Origin of the sequence: Streptococcus sp. 'caviae' (assembly GCF_001937065.1) — a bacterium.
GTDB lineage: Bacteria > Bacillota > Bacilli > Lactobacillales > Streptococcaceae > Streptococcus.
In genome coordinates this window covers 95,399-108,981 of record NZ_MOWR01000004.1, presented here as the reverse complement: position 1 = coordinate 108,981, position 13,583 = coordinate 95,399, and the positions used below count along the sequence as shown (strand labels likewise).

The window sequence follows — 13,583 nt, the reverse complement described above, 5'->3', positions numbered from 1 at the left end:
CAGCTGCAGCTCAATCATTTGAAGCAGGCTAAGCCCTTTCAAATCTTAAACTAAAAGAGCAAAGCTGCAGATTTCTTTAAAACCGCAAGTAAAGCTTCTTCTTGACCAATCTAAATTCCAAACCTTGGTTTGTGCCTGCTTTCAAGCACAAACCAGCCTTATCCTTCCTGATCTAATCTTATCACTTTATTATACCATAAAGCCCCTACTTTCTAAAGAAAGGGGGTGGGGAAGACAGCCATGATTGCTGCACAACCACCCGCAAAACAGTGTCATCTAGGAAGATTAGGTATAAAATCTCCGTGAAATTTTTGAGCCATTCCCAAATTATTATGCCTAAAGAGAAGAAACAGAAACAATCCATTAGCGACGGCTTCAATGAGTCCAATGACAGCTATTAATATTGTAGGCAGCTAGTCAGCAGTTTTTTCTTGATAATCTTTTCAAGTTTTTATGAAGTGAATGAGAGCCAAAATGCTATCCTCTTATCTCTCACTCATCAAGCTACATTTTAGTTTGTCCTATGTTATAATGGCAGTAAGAACATCTTATTACTCCGTTAATAAACTAAATTTGTCTAATAAAAGAAAGGGGGCTTGTTATGTGGTTTTTTAAGCAAAAAGGGTGCTACCCTCCAAAAATAGAAAAGCAGCCTCTAGCTTACTGGGAAAAATTTTCGTATCTTATCGGCATACCTGAAGATGAAAACAAGGTGATGTTTGATAAGGCCATGCTGGAGCGAGTAGCTCAAATCAGTCACTTATCTTTAAAACATTATGAATGGCCTGACGAAGAACACGAGAGAGCCGGCAGTCTTGAATTTGAATACAAAGGCAGACCGTTTAAAGCGGGCTTTTACTATTCTGATTTCCAAATTAGCAATTATCTTCCCTTTCAAATGCAGTTTTTTTCAGAGAGGGAAATTCTCGCTCTGAAAGATAGGGGGAAAGGTCTGACTTTATTTTTAAAAATTGATGATAAACCTCAGGAAACCTATAAAATGCAGCTGGAAATTCTGTCAGCTATGCTGCCAAACAGTCTCGCCTTTTTGGATGAAAGTGCTGAGAAAATATTAAATGCTAAGTGGGTTAGATTAACCATAGAAGCAAAGACTCTGCCTTCCTTAAGAGATTTGTATAGCGTACAAGCAGTGATTGATAATAATGAGGATAAAGTATGGCTGCACACTCATGGATTAGCTCGATTTGGTCTTACAGAATTGGAGATTTTGGATTCAGATCAAGAAAATTATGCTAATCACCATGAAGTCATCGCGACTTTCTCAGACAGACTGCTTGAGGGAGAAACGCTCAGTGAAGATGAATACGGGCTTGTGCTCGGTCAGCTCAACAATGGTGCTCCTATCCTTGCTACCTATTTACCTTGGACTGAAGGAATCAGATATTATAAAAACACAGGACTGGGCACACTGGAGGATCGCAAAAATGATCATAATGCAGAGACATCCCTTATTTTCTTTTACACAAATGAAAAAAATTATAGGCATAAGAAAATAAGCAAAGTGGCTGAAATAAATGATTTGCTGGCTGAGAATCCTATTTTTTATCGCAGTAAAGAAGAGTCTAGTAGAACGAGAGACTTGGCACAAGAAAGGTTCACCTATTTAGAAAAAGGTATCCGCAAGTTAAAAAGTCAATCAGAACATTATGATGTTCTTTTGAAATTAGGGCTTAAGGTTGATAAGGGAGAAACGGCCGATGAATTAGAACATATTTGGTTCCAGCTTTTGGAAATAAATGGCAGTAAATTTAGAGCAGTATTGACACAAGAACCCTATAATATTTCTCATTTACATGAAGGTGATGAAGGAGATTATAGCTTATCCGACCTAACAGATTGGATACTTTATACAGAAAAAAACACGATAACACCAGATACTGTCTATTTATTAGAAGCAGACTAAAAAAAGAAGCACAGAGATCTCAGATTTTATTTAAGAAAGTAAGAGAAGATATAAAAAAATGCTACAGATATTTGATATCCATACGCATCTAATTTCACTGGCCGCAAAGATGAAGAGCTGGCGCTTGCCAAAGAACTTGGTTTGAGGTATTACAATATCGTTGGTTTTGATCAAGCAGCCACAAACGCAGGCGTGAAAACGTACAGCCTATAGCTGTTACATCGTTGATAAAATTGCAGTCAGAAAGGTTACTGTTGAATTGTCTTTAGCAGCGGCAACAGTTCAGAACGATGCTGCAAAGTATGATCTGCCTGAATCTCTTTTTGCGATGGCAGGTGGTTTCTGTGGTTCAGCCAGATAGATTTCCAACCGGCATTAAAACAGCCGACAACATCATTATCAAAAGAATCTCCGATATAATAAATATCAGCTGCAGCTTCTTAGCTAATAAATCAAAGATTTCCCGCGATGGTTTGGCAAGTCCTACTGCTCCTGAGATAAGAACATTCTCCTGAGGAATCCAGCGAAAAAGATCCAGACTCTTAATCTTCTTTAGCTGATGCTGATGGGGACCGTTGGTAATAACACCCATAGTAATGTTTGCTTGCTGACAGTAGGCAAATACGTCCCTGAACTCCGGAGCAAGGGTCAGCTGGCCTTGGTAGCGGCTGTAGTCTGCTTGAACAGTCAGCGCTTCCTCACTTGATATTTCTATTTCAAAATCAGCCAGTGCCCTTTGCAAACGATAGATATGGCTGGCTTGCAGTGTCATTTCCCCTGAATTAACAGCTTCAAAGGCCTCATCTGAATACTTCCTGCTGGCAATATAAATAGGTTCCAGCAAAGTTTCTGCTACTTCTAAATGTTTCTCCAGCGCCTTTTGAAAGGGCTGAATTTGGTCATAAAGCGTATCATCAACATCAAAAATCAGCGCTTTCATTGTTTATATCAACCTCATATCTCTATGTCATAATCTTTTTGCAGTACCAATGGTTAGTTTAAGACCTTTTCCATAGCAACAACCGTATAGTGTGCCTGCTTAATCTCATCTCCGACAGCCTTAAACCCTTGTTTTTCCCAAAAGCCTTGTGACTGAGGATTCCCCTTAACATAGGCTAAACGCGCTTTTTGAAATTTTTTTGAAAAATGAGCCAGCGCTTCTGTGATGATCTGACTGCCCGCACCCTTCCCCTGATAAGCTTGATTGACCATAAACAGACCAATAAAAACAGTCTTCTCATCAGGATAGGCCAGGACAAAATCCAGAACAGCTACCAAGTCTTGTTCATGCCAAAAACCGACAAAAAATTTATCAGCCCTGATTTTACCATCAGGCAGGCGAAGCATATCTTCTCTCACACTGTCTAAGCTCGGCTCTGGCGGACAGTGCTGAAAATACAAAGGATTGCTTTCATATAAGGCTAAGACATTTGGAATATCCGCTTCCGTCAGTTGGCGGCAGCTGTAAGACGTCGATAATGGTTCAATCATTTTTTATATTCTGCTTCCTTAGGTTCTTCTGCAAGCGAAGCCACCCAAATTCAGTCGTGTGCAGTGCTAAGAGAGCTGTCTTGCTCATCTGCTGACTCCTTGGCTGGCTCACCAATGGTTTCATAGCTGGTCAGACCTGACTTCTCTTCTTTTGGAAAATAGCTGCGCTCCCTGTCGGATGAACTTTCATAAGCATTGATGATTTCAGCAACTACAGGGTGTCTGACCACATCCTTAGCTGACAGGTAAACAAAATCAATTTGTTTAATGTCCTTTAGTTTTTCTGAAGCGTCCACCAAACCTGATTTGACATTTTTAGGCAAATCAATCTGACTGATATCCCCATTGACAATCATTTTGGAATTAAAGCCAAGGCGGGTCAGAAACATTTTCATCTGCATGATGGTCGTATTTTGCGCTTCGTCCAAGATGACAAAGGCATCATCCAAGGTCCGTCCGCGCATGTAAGCCAAGGGCGCAATTTCAATGATTTCACGTTCCATGAGCCGTGCGGTCTGCTCTTTCCCCAGAATTTGATAAAGGGCATCATAGACAGGACGCAGGTAAGGATCAACCTTTTCTCTCAAATCGCCCGGCAAAAAGCCAAGACTTTCACCTGCTTCAACAGCCGGACGCGTTAAAATAATGCGTTTGACCTGACCTCTTTTTAAAGCTGTTATAGCCAGCGTGACAGCCAGAAAGGTTTTCCCTGTTCCGGCAGGGCCGATACCAAAAACAATATCATGATTCTTGACGCTGTCTACATAAACTTTCTGCCCCAGTGTTTTAACACGAATGGGCTTGCCATAAGAATCCCTGATAATTTCCTCTTCATAGAGGGCCACAAATTTATCAATAGAACCATTTTGAGCCATAGAGAGGGCTGTTACCACATCCGAAGTATTGATGATCATGCCTCGGCCGACCAAAACAAGCAGGGCTTCAATCGTCAGACGAGCCAGATTAACTGCCTCCTCACTGTCTCCCAGAATCTGCACCCGTTCAGTTCTGGCATGAATGATGACACCGAGATGCTCCTCAATAAGCTTTAAATGACGCTCATTGGATCCAAAAAGACTCATCATATCGTCAGGATGGTTTAAGGTAATATCAACAGAATAATCTTGCAAAAGCAGCTCCTTTGTATATTTTTAAGGGAGCATATCACATTGCTCTTTTCAGCCGAAGCCGATACATAGTGATATGCAGCCCTGTTTCATCTTCTTACTCTTGTTATTATTATATCAAAAAATCACGCTGACCGCGTGACTTTTAATGTGACAGATAATCTTCCCAAATCTTGTCAAATTCACTCAGATTAAAGGAAAAATTCGCCTCATCTTCCAAATACCGGCTGACAGTTTCAAAACTGTCCGTATGCTTGGGAAAGGTAGTATCCTCAAAAACCAGATCTGCCAAAACAGCAGCAGGGTCATTGCTTTTTGAATTGCGCTGCGTCATCAGCCAAGTATAAAATGATTTTCTCATTGCCAGTTCTCCTTTAAAAATTGATGGCGAACAGCGCTGCTTTGCGCATAGCGTTCGGGATTTTTCCGATAGAAAGCCTGATGGTAACTTTCTGCTTCATAAAAGGGCTGCGCTGCTTCAATCGTCGTTACAGCAGCACTGACCATTCACCTGCCAAGCAAAACAAGCTTTTTAAACTGCCGCACGGCTGATATTTTTTAATCCAGAGCCTTTGCGTCTTCCACCTGAAGCGTTATTGTTGGCGATTGCCGGATCAGTTTTGAAACAGGACAGCGCTGGTGTGCTTCCTCAACAAGTTTTTCTGCCTGTGCCAGCGGCATTCCCTCGATGGTCACTCTTGCATCTAAAGAAAAATAATATCCCGGCTTATTGGTTTCTTTATTTAACGTCGCAGTTACTTCTGTTTTTGATGGATAATGAGACTTTCCTTGAGCTTCTAAAAGTGATTCAACAGTTGCATTCAGGCAGGTTGCCCAAGCGCTGGAAATCAATTGTTCAGGATTGAAGCCGTCCCCCTTATCAAGAGGATGCTGCGTTTCAATGGAAGCATGGTCAGAAAAGTCCAATTTTCCCCTAAGCCCCTGACTGTTAGTCGCAATGGTTTGATAAATCATAAAAGTCCTCCTACTGACTTAAGATAGGCTCATTATGGCATTATCAAAGGGACTTTGTCAATAAAGATGACTTAAATCGATTAAACAAAGAAAGTGAAACAGCCAGCTGGATCAGTTAACAGTGGGAACATCATCATTGCTCATACTGGCTGAATACTGGCTGCAAAAGCAGTTAGCAGATGGTCTGATGCAGCTGCCGGACGCCTCCCTGCAATTGTCAGGAGGGGCCGGACTGTAGTCTTGAATAGTTTCTGCTTGGATGAATATAAAAACTTTCCCATCATCTTACAAGAATTGCAAAACTTGGTAGAGCAGACCCACAAGCGGACAAACTACTAAGGGCCACAATATCAGGTGTTCTGGCAGGCCCAGACTGATCATCCAGTTTTTAGTCTGCCAGGCTGAACATCTTTCAGTTCCAGAAATCATCAGCTGAGACAGTTTTTTCTGACGAAAAACCCAATCCAGACCGATGAGGTCGCCCAAATTAACCAAAAACATCTGCCAATAACCTGTCACAAATAGTGCAAGAAAACCTCTGATGGGCAGAAAAGCTGTCGTCACCAAGCCCAGACCTAAAGTCAGCAAGTAAATCCAAAGCAGTCGCCATCTGATTTTCTGTCTTTGGCCCCAGTCAGCCTTGGGAGCCAGCTCTTGGATTTGCTTGGGCAGCATGGAAACTACTGCCGTCGGATAAGCTAGCCAGAGCTTAGCAAGAGCACCGTTAAACACCAAACTCATCACGAGACCGACTACGGTCACTTGAAAGCACAAAACCATTGCCAGTCTCCCATCTGAAACCTTATCCGATTAACTCAGTTCCGTTCCTATCCTGCTTGATTTTCTTTGCCTTCATCAGCCCGCCGAGGACTTTTTTGAATTGCCCTTTTGAAATACCGAAGGTCGCCTTGATGTCTTCTGGCGAAGACTTATCATTCAAGGTCATAAAGCCTCCATTGCTCTCCAGATAAGCCAAAATCATCTGAGCATCATTTTCCAGCATCTCAAAAGAACGCGGCTTCAAAGAGAGGTTGAGCGTGCGGTCAACCTGACGATAGCCAATCACACGCGCTGTCACCTCTTCTCCTAAGCGAGGTTCCGCATAGCGCTCACTGGGATGGATAAAGCCCAGCATATTATTGTCCGGTAAGTAAACAAAGGTACCTGACAGCTTAAGACGATAAACGATGGCCAGCAAATTTTGATTTTGCATATTATCATAAGCCGGACCGGCTAATTTTTGAAAAACCATTTGTTCAGCAGGGATGCCCCAGATGCGGCCCTTTTTGTCCACATCTAGCTTAACATACAATTTATCCCCTTTTTTAGGCCACAATTCTTTTAATTCCGGCAAAATATCCAAAGAAACCACGATTTCCTTGTCAGGAATCCCTGTATCTACAAACACACCGAGATCGCGGCGCACATCCGTCACCACACCCCATCCATAAGACGTCCGGCTTACCGCTGGAATAACTGTTGTCAGGCGGGGCTTTTGATGCAGATCTGTGTAGACAAAACCTGTGACCATGTCACCAAGCTGATGGGAGCCTTCTTCTTTATCAAGTGCAAATGTCAGACCGTCTTTTTGGATAAAGTAAAATGCAGCATTTTCATCTGTTATCATGCCTGTGATAACAGTTGCCAATAATTCATTCATATCATTCCTATTTCTGTTTAAGAAAAGATAGGAGCAGGAACATAATCAAAAGCTAAAACTGTTTTGATGTGTCGCCTGCCCCATATCTCTGATGCTGTTTAAGAGACTTAAAACAAGGAGAATGCAGCCAGTAAGACTGGCAGATTTTAGAAGTTAAACTTAAATTTTAGACTTCAAGCAGTTCTTTTTCCTTGTTAGCTGTCATGTCATCAATGTGTTTGACAGCATCGTCTGTTACCTTTTGAATATCTTTTTCCAAAGATTTCAGCTCATCTTCAGTAATTTCTTTGCTTTTTTCTGCCTTCTTAGCTTCATCCATGGCATCGCGGCGAATATTGCGGATAGCAATTTTAGCATTTTCACCGACTTTTTTCACTTCTTTGGCCAGATCGCGGCGGGTTTCTTCTGTCAAAGCAGGAATAACCAAACGGATAACAGAGCCGTCATTTGCCGGGTTGATACCAATATCTGAAGCATTGATGGCATGTTCAATGTCTTTTAGTGATGTTTTATCAAATGGCGACACCAAAAGGACACGTGCTTCCGGAACAGTGATTGAAGCCAACTGGTTTAGAGGGGTCGGAGCACCATAATATTCTACTTCAATGCGGTCTAAAAGACTGGCATTGGCACGGCCGGCCCGGATACTGCCGAATTCACGTGCCAGGGACTGATGAGATTGTTCAAATCTTTCTTTTGCTTTTTCTACAATAGCGTTTGCCATTTATATTCTCCTTATATTTAAGATACAAAGGCGTAAGCGACACACAGCAAAATAGGAAAGCTGACGAAGATGCTCAGCATCTAGGAAGCCTTTGTCTTTTTGCACAGTGTCGTAGCCGTGTTCAATTATTTAAGATACGGTAGAGGATTGTTATCTAAGTGCTTTGCACTTGATAACAAACGCCAATCACCACAGTGAATTGGCTGCCTCTCCCACTAACTTCGTTTGGTCAGTAAAATCGACTAACCAAACGAAGTGTCGCAAAGGCGTAAGCGGCACACAGCAAAATAGGAAAGCTGACGAAGATGCCCAGCATCTAGGAAGCCTTTGTCTTCTTGCACAGTGTCGTAGCCGTGTTCAATTATTCTGAGTCAGAAATTTTACTGGTGACCGTTGTTCCAATTTGCTCGCCGAAGATGACACGCTTAATATTGCCTGCTTCATTAAGATTGAAAACAACCAAATCAATATCATTGTCCATTGACAGTGAGCTGGCTGTCGAGTCCATGATCTTCAGACCGCGCTTAAGGACTTCCATATGCGTTAACTCATTGAATTTGATAGCATCGGCATTCTTACGAGGATCATCATTATAAACTCCGTCAACACCGTTTTTAGCCATCAAAATGGCATCTGCATCAATTTCAGCAGCTCTCAGGGCAGATGTGGTATCTGTTGAGAAGTAAGGGGAACCGACACCTGCTGCAAAAATAACAATACGGCCTTTTTCCAAATGACGGAGAGCCCGGCCTCTGATATAAGGCTCTGCGACCTGCTGCATGGCAATGGCTGTCTGAACACGCGTATCAACGCCGACATGCTGAAGCGCGTCTGCCATGACAAGGGCATTCATAACCGTCCCCAGCATACCCGTATAATCAGCCTGAACACGATCCATACCGGCTTCAGAAGCAGGTTCTCCTCTCCAGAGGTTACCGCCGCCGATAACCAGAGCAATTTCAACACCTGAATCATGAACTTCTTTGATTTCCTGAGCGATGGCCTGAACAGTCGGAATATGGATGCCGACTCCTTTTTCTCCAGCCAGAGCTTCTCCGGAAAGTTTAATCAATACACGATTATATTTAGGTTTTACCATTATCTGTACTCCTTATTTAATCCCTAATATTTTACCATACTTCCTTTAAAATTTATAGTATCTTTTCTGTTTGAAATAGGGAAAATGCAAAAAGGCAGGCAGGCTTCACGGATTCCCTATACAATCAGAACCTGTCCGTCAACAGCTGCAGGCTGGTTTTCTCTTTTATATCATCCTGAGATCAGACTGCCCAATAAAAAAGACTGGAAAAACTATATTTCCAATCTTTTTATCTGCTTAGAATGAGCTGGCATCGACCTTGATACCAGGACCTTGAGTTGTTGTCAAAGCAAGGTTAGTGATATAAGTACCTTTTGCAGTAGAAGGTTTTGCCTTTACGATAACATCATTGAAAGCTTTGAAATTTTCAACCAACTTATCTGTATCAAACGATACTTTACCAATGATAGCCTGTACGTTACCAGACTTGTCAGCACGGTAAGTGATTTTACCGCCTTTAGACTCTTCAACTGCCTTAGCAACATCCATAGTCACTGTACCAGTCTTAGGGTTTGGCATAAGGTTACGAGGTCCGAGGACACGGCCAAGACGGCCGACAACTGCCATCATATCAGGTGTTGCAATGACAACGTCAAAATCTAACCAACCGCCGTTGATTTTTTGAACAAGGTCATCTTCACCAACAAAGTCTGCACCAGCTTCTTTAGCTTCTTCAGCTTTGGCACCGCGTGCAAAAACAAGCACACGCTGAGTTTTACCCGTACCGTTTGGCAATACCATGGCACCGCGGATTTGCTGGTCAGCCTTTTTAACATCAATGTTAAGGTTGTAAGCAACTTCTACAGTTGCATCAAATTTTGCGAAATTAGTTTCTTTTGCGAGTGCTACAGCTTCTTCTACGCTGTAAGCTTTGGTGCTGTCGATTTTTTCAAGAGCAGCACGTAATTGTTTGCTTTTTTTAGCCATTTTATCTTCTCCTTGTAATGTGGTCATATCGATTTTCATCTCCCACGTCACTCGTCAACATATGATCAAGCATTGCGGGTCTGGTGCTTCCCGCTGTTCAGCTAATTTCCCTCTGCCTTATCACAGCAGCGAAATTTTGTAAACGCGGATAACACCTTATCAGGATTTCTATTAGTCAGTAACAGTGAATCCCATAGAACGAGCAGTACCTTCGATCATACGCATTGCAGACTCAATGTTTGCAGCGTTCAAATCTGGCATTTTTGTTTCAGCGATTTCTTGTACTTGCGCACGCGTTACTGAAGCAACTTTAGTTTTATTAGGTTCACCAGAACCTTTGTCAACACCTGCAGCTTTTTTCAAAAGAACAGCAGCCGGCGGTGTTTTAGTAACGAAATCAAATGATTTGTCTTCATAAACTGAGATAACAACTGGGATGATCATACCAGCTTGGTCAGCTGTACGAGCGTTAAATTCTTTCGTGAATCCCATGATGTTGATTCCTGCTTGACCAAGTGCTGGTCCGACTGGCGGAGCTGGTGTTGCTTTACCGGCAGGAATTTGAAGTTTTACGATGTTTTCGACTTTTTTAGCCATTATAAAATCCTCCTGTTGTGGTTCTCTCGGTAATTAAAAGATTTTTACCTCCCACAAATATGCCATTACAGCATACTCACCTATTATACACTATTTTAGACAAAAATCAAGATATTTAAACAGGGAATTTTTCTGTTCTGCCTTTGTCAATGATGTGAGGCCTGCGCATTTTTATTTTCATTCAGGCGTTTACTTTCTTGTAAAATCGTTATAAAATAGGATTATGACTATGTACAAATTTATGGCTGTGGCCTTTATTTTTCTCACCCTTGTATTTTCTTATATCATTGTTTCCACCTTTCGTTTGAGGCGCTTTGGTCTAAATCTTGCTGACCTGGCACTGCCGCTTTTTGCAGCAGAAATTGTTCTGGTCTCAGCTAAGTTTTATACCCACAGTTTTCTGCCGCATTATTTGCTGGCCATGTCCATTCTGGCTTTGACGCTGGCCATTCGGCAGCTCAGGAAAAGAAAGGCTTTTTCTTTCAGACGCTTTTTCAAATTTTTTTGGCGGGCCGGCTTTATTTTGACCTTCTTCTTTTATTTAGCAACTGTTATTGCGGCTTTTCTGGCCAACTGACAGCACATTATATCTTAAACGAGTCTGGAGCAACAATGTCCCAGACTCGTTTCATTTTTATTTAATTGCTTTGCAAGACCTTGCGCGGCTTGGTTCCCTCGGCCGGGCCGATAACACCGGCTTCTTCCAGTTCTTCCATCAGGCGGGTAGCCCGATTAAATCCGACAGAAAGCCGGCGCTGCAGCATTGATGCGCTGGCTTTTTGCGTTTCTAAAACCAGTGCCTTGGCTTCTTCAAAGAGCGGGTCTCCCTCTGAAGCAGCACCGTTACCGTCAGAGCCCTCATTTTCAGAAACTTCCCCCGGATCAAAACTGTCATCATAGTCAGCACCAGCTTGTTCTTTAATAAAGGAGACAATACGTTCCACATCATCATCTGAAATAAAGGAGCCCTGCAGGCGGACCGGGTGATTTTCATCAATCGGCTTAAAGAGCATATCCCCGCGGCCAAGGAGCTTCTCAGCACCGTTCTCATCCAGAATGGTTCGGCTGTCTGTCCCGCTTGAAACCGCAAAGGCAATCCGGCTGGGAACATTGGCCTTAATAAGGCCTGAAATAACATCGACAGAAGGTCTTTGCGTCGCCAGAATCATATGAATACCGGCTGCACGCGCCTTTTGCCCTAAGCGGATGATGGCATCCTCAACTTCTTTGCTGGCTACCATCATAAGGTCGGCCAGCTCATCTACGATAACCACCAAGAGCGGCAGAGGAATGTGCTTGGTTTCTGAGCGGCGGTTGAATTCTTCTACCTTGGCATTGTAGCCTGCGATATTGCGCACTCCAAAATGGCTGAACAGCTCGTAGCGATTTTCCATTTCATCGACAACCTTTTGCAGAGCCTTGCTGGCCTTGCGCGGATTGGTCACAACAGGAATGAGCAAATGCGGAATATCATTGTAGACGGACAGCTCGACCATCTTAGGGTCAATCATCATAAACTTGACTTGATCAGGCCGGGCCTTCATCAGAATGCTGGCAATAATACCATTGACCGCTACTGATTTCCCAGAACCAGTTGAACCTGCTACCAAAATATGGGGCATCCTGGCCAAATCAAAGGAGCGGACCGAGCCGTTGACTGCCTTACCCAACGGCACTTCAAGCAATTTATCCGGTGATGTCTTAGCCTGCTCCCAGAGTTCACGGAAGGTTACTGTTGCCACTTCAGAGTTGGGCACTTCAATCCCGACCAAGGATTTGCCGGGAATCGGTGCCTCAATCCGGACATCCTGAGCCGCCAAGGCCAGAGCCAAATCATCTGCAAGATTGGAAATTCGGTTGACGCGGACACCAACAGCAGGCTTGACTTCATACTTGGTTACCGAAGGACCGATTTCAGCACGTTCAACACTGGCCTTGATCCCAAAGCTGGCAAAAGTTTCTTCCAGTATCTTGATATTATCACGAACAAGCTTCTTCTCCTTGCTTTGATTTTTAGGCTTGTCCTTAGCAAATAAATCAATCCCAGGCAGTTTATAGTGAAGATTTTCTTTCGGCGTAAAGTCAACTTCTAAAGGCTCATCAGAATAGTCATCTTCAGGTTTTAATTCAGTATTTTCAGCCGGCTGGACAGAAGGCGTTTCTTCAAGCGTCTCCTCCTCATCATTTGGCTGATAGCCGATAATTTCAGGCTCCCTGTGTACCTGACCGTCAAAATCATCCAGATCAATGGTCTGAGCCTGATCCAAAACCTCACCCGTTTCCAAATCAATAGCAGCATTAATCCCATGCTCAACTTCTGCCAATTCCTGCGCTTTTTGAGCAGCTTCTAATTCAGCCTGAAGGCGCTCTTCTTCTTTCTCAGCAAAGCGTCTTTCACGATGTTCTGCACGCTTGGTCTGAAATTTAACATAGGCTCCTTTGAAAAAGTCCATAATATCATAAACATCCCAAGGACTCATGAGAAAAAGTCCTAAAAGGATAAACAGACCGCCTATCAAAAAAGAACCAATATTAGAAAACAGAAAGGCTGCCGGCATATAAAAGAGTGCCCCTAAAAGACCGCCGCCGGCAAAATTAGCAACACGAAAATTAGTCAAATCGCTGAAAACGATGAGAAGGGTTGCCTTAATGACGTTTTGCCCTTCCATACCGGCCATGGAAAAAAGGTAAGCCTGCCACTCCAAAAGCAAGCCCAGCATGGTAACAACAAAGCCTCCAACCAGACCTTCATACTTACGCAGCCACTTTGCTCCAAAAAGATATATTAAAACAGCAAAAATAAGAGGGTAAGCCAGGCTTCCCACCAAGAGGCGAACAATATTGTAGACAGTAATCCCTACCCGTCCCAGTTTAAAAACAGCAAAAAAGAGGACAAATGCTATCATAAAGGCAGCTGCCATTCGTTTTATCGCTTTTTGCTTTTCTAATTCTGCTTTTGTCGGACGGCGCGTTTTCCGTCCTTTTCGTTTATTCTTTGCTTTAGCCATGATGTTATTATACCATTTTTATGGTATTTGGGGAAAGAAGTGCCTGCCTCT

At 42.9% G+C, this 13,583-nt stretch carries 15 protein-coding genes and 2 pseudogenes; 3 read left to right on the top strand and 14 right to left on the bottom strand.

The genetic code is table 11. The features are described 5' to 3' along the window. Window positions 1-601 precede the first annotated feature (601 nt). On the top strand, window positions 602-1,924 hold the full coding sequence (locus tag BMI76_RS05460) for a DUF4026 domain-containing protein (protein ID WP_075346583.1): 1,323 nt from the start codon (window positions 602-604) through the stop codon (window positions 1,922-1,924). Window positions 1,925-1,982: 58 nt separating this feature from the next. Continuing rightward, window positions 1,983-2,098, top strand: a pseudogene (locus BMI76_RS10885) (hydrolase TatD); the annotation flags it as partial. A 74-nt stretch (window positions 2,099-2,172) separates the two neighbouring features. On the opposite strand, the gene BMI76_RS10980 reads toward BMI76_RS10885, so the two are convergent. From BMI76_RS10980 to rplK, 13 genes and pseudogenes are all read right to left on the bottom strand, one after another. Continuing rightward, window positions 2,173-2,340: a hypothetical protein gene (locus BMI76_RS10980; protein ID WP_374057271.1), complete on the bottom strand. Its 168-nt coding sequence runs from the start codon at window positions 2,338-2,340 to the stop codon at window positions 2,173-2,175. Continuing rightward, the gene (locus BMI76_RS05455) at window positions 2,274-2,864 is read right to left on the bottom strand and encodes an HAD family hydrolase (protein ID WP_142355048.1); all 591 of its coding nucleotides are present in this window, start codon (window positions 2,862-2,864) and stop codon (window positions 2,274-2,276) included. The genes BMI76_RS10980 and BMI76_RS05455 overlap by 67 nt, the downstream gene beginning before the upstream one ends. A gap of 53 nt (window positions 2,865-2,917) precedes the next feature. Beyond that, entirely contained in the window at window positions 2,918-3,415 is a 498-nt protein-coding gene (locus BMI76_RS05450) for a GNAT family N-acetyltransferase (RefSeq protein ID WP_075346582.1), read from the bottom strand. 50 nt (window positions 3,416-3,465) lie between these two features. Continuing rightward, window positions 3,466-4,545 carry a PhoH family protein gene (locus BMI76_RS05445; protein ID WP_075346581.1) on the bottom strand — a complete coding sequence of 360 codons (1,080 nt, stop codon included), beginning with the start codon at window positions 4,543-4,545 and terminating at the stop codon, window positions 3,466-3,468. 142 nt (window positions 4,546-4,687) lie between these two features. Continuing rightward, window positions 4,688-4,903: a YozE family protein gene (locus tag BMI76_RS05440; protein WP_075346580.1), complete on the bottom strand. Its 216-nt coding sequence runs from the start codon at window positions 4,901-4,903 to the stop codon at window positions 4,688-4,690. Then, a pseudogene (locus BMI76_RS05435) lies at window positions 4,900-5,034 on the bottom strand (peptide-methionine (S)-S-oxide reductase); the annotation flags it as partial. The gene BMI76_RS05440 and the pseudogene BMI76_RS05435, both read right to left, overlap by 4 nt. Window positions 5,035-5,100: 66 nt before the next feature. After that, window positions 5,101-5,517, bottom strand: coding sequence for an OsmC family protein (locus tag BMI76_RS05430; protein WP_075346579.1), 417 nt, complete (start codon window positions 5,515-5,517; stop codon window positions 5,101-5,103). Window positions 5,518-5,802: 285 nt separating this feature from the next. Next, window positions 5,803-6,297 (bottom strand): hypothetical protein, encoded by a 495-nt coding sequence (locus BMI76_RS05425; protein WP_075346578.1) that lies wholly within the window; start codon window positions 6,295-6,297, stop codon window positions 5,803-5,805. Between the two features lie 22 nt (window positions 6,298-6,319). Further along, window positions 6,320-7,177, bottom strand: coding sequence for a S1 RNA-binding domain-containing protein (locus BMI76_RS05420; protein ID WP_075346577.1), 858 nt, complete (start codon window positions 7,175-7,177; stop codon window positions 6,320-6,322). Window positions 7,178-7,343: 166 nt separating this feature from the next. Continuing rightward, window positions 7,344-7,901: a ribosome recycling factor gene (gene frr / locus BMI76_RS05415; RefSeq protein WP_075346576.1), complete on the bottom strand. Its 558-nt coding sequence runs from the start codon at window positions 7,899-7,901 to the stop codon at window positions 7,344-7,346. 361 nt (window positions 7,902-8,262) lie between these two features. Next, entirely contained in the window at window positions 8,263-9,000 is a 738-nt protein-coding gene (gene pyrH, locus BMI76_RS05410) for a UMP kinase (RefSeq protein WP_075346575.1), read from the bottom strand. 237 nt (window positions 9,001-9,237) lie between these two features. Next, window positions 9,238-9,927 (bottom strand): 50S ribosomal protein L1, encoded by a 690-nt coding sequence (gene rplA / locus BMI76_RS05405; RefSeq protein ID WP_075346574.1) that lies wholly within the window; start codon window positions 9,925-9,927, stop codon window positions 9,238-9,240. Between the two features lie 171 nt (window positions 9,928-10,098). Continuing rightward, the gene (gene rplK, locus BMI76_RS05400; protein WP_003087294.1) at window positions 10,099-10,524 is read right to left on the bottom strand and encodes a 50S ribosomal protein L11; all 426 of its coding nucleotides are present in this window, start codon (window positions 10,522-10,524) and stop codon (window positions 10,099-10,101) included. A 223-nt stretch (window positions 10,525-10,747) separates the two neighbouring features. Here rplK and BMI76_RS05395 point away from each other — a divergent pair, with 223 nt between their 5' ends. Then, a complete protein-coding gene (locus BMI76_RS05395; protein WP_142355046.1) occupies window positions 10,748-11,101 on the top strand; it encodes a DUF3397 family protein in 354 nt (117 codons plus the stop codon). Between the two features lie 61 nt (window positions 11,102-11,162). Here BMI76_RS05395 and BMI76_RS05390 read toward each other — a convergent pair whose 3' ends face one another. Further along, window positions 11,163-13,532: a DNA translocase FtsK gene (locus tag BMI76_RS05390; protein WP_075346572.1), complete on the bottom strand. Its 2,370-nt coding sequence runs from the start codon at window positions 13,530-13,532 to the stop codon at window positions 11,163-11,165. Window positions 13,533-13,583: the final 51 nt, after the last annotated feature.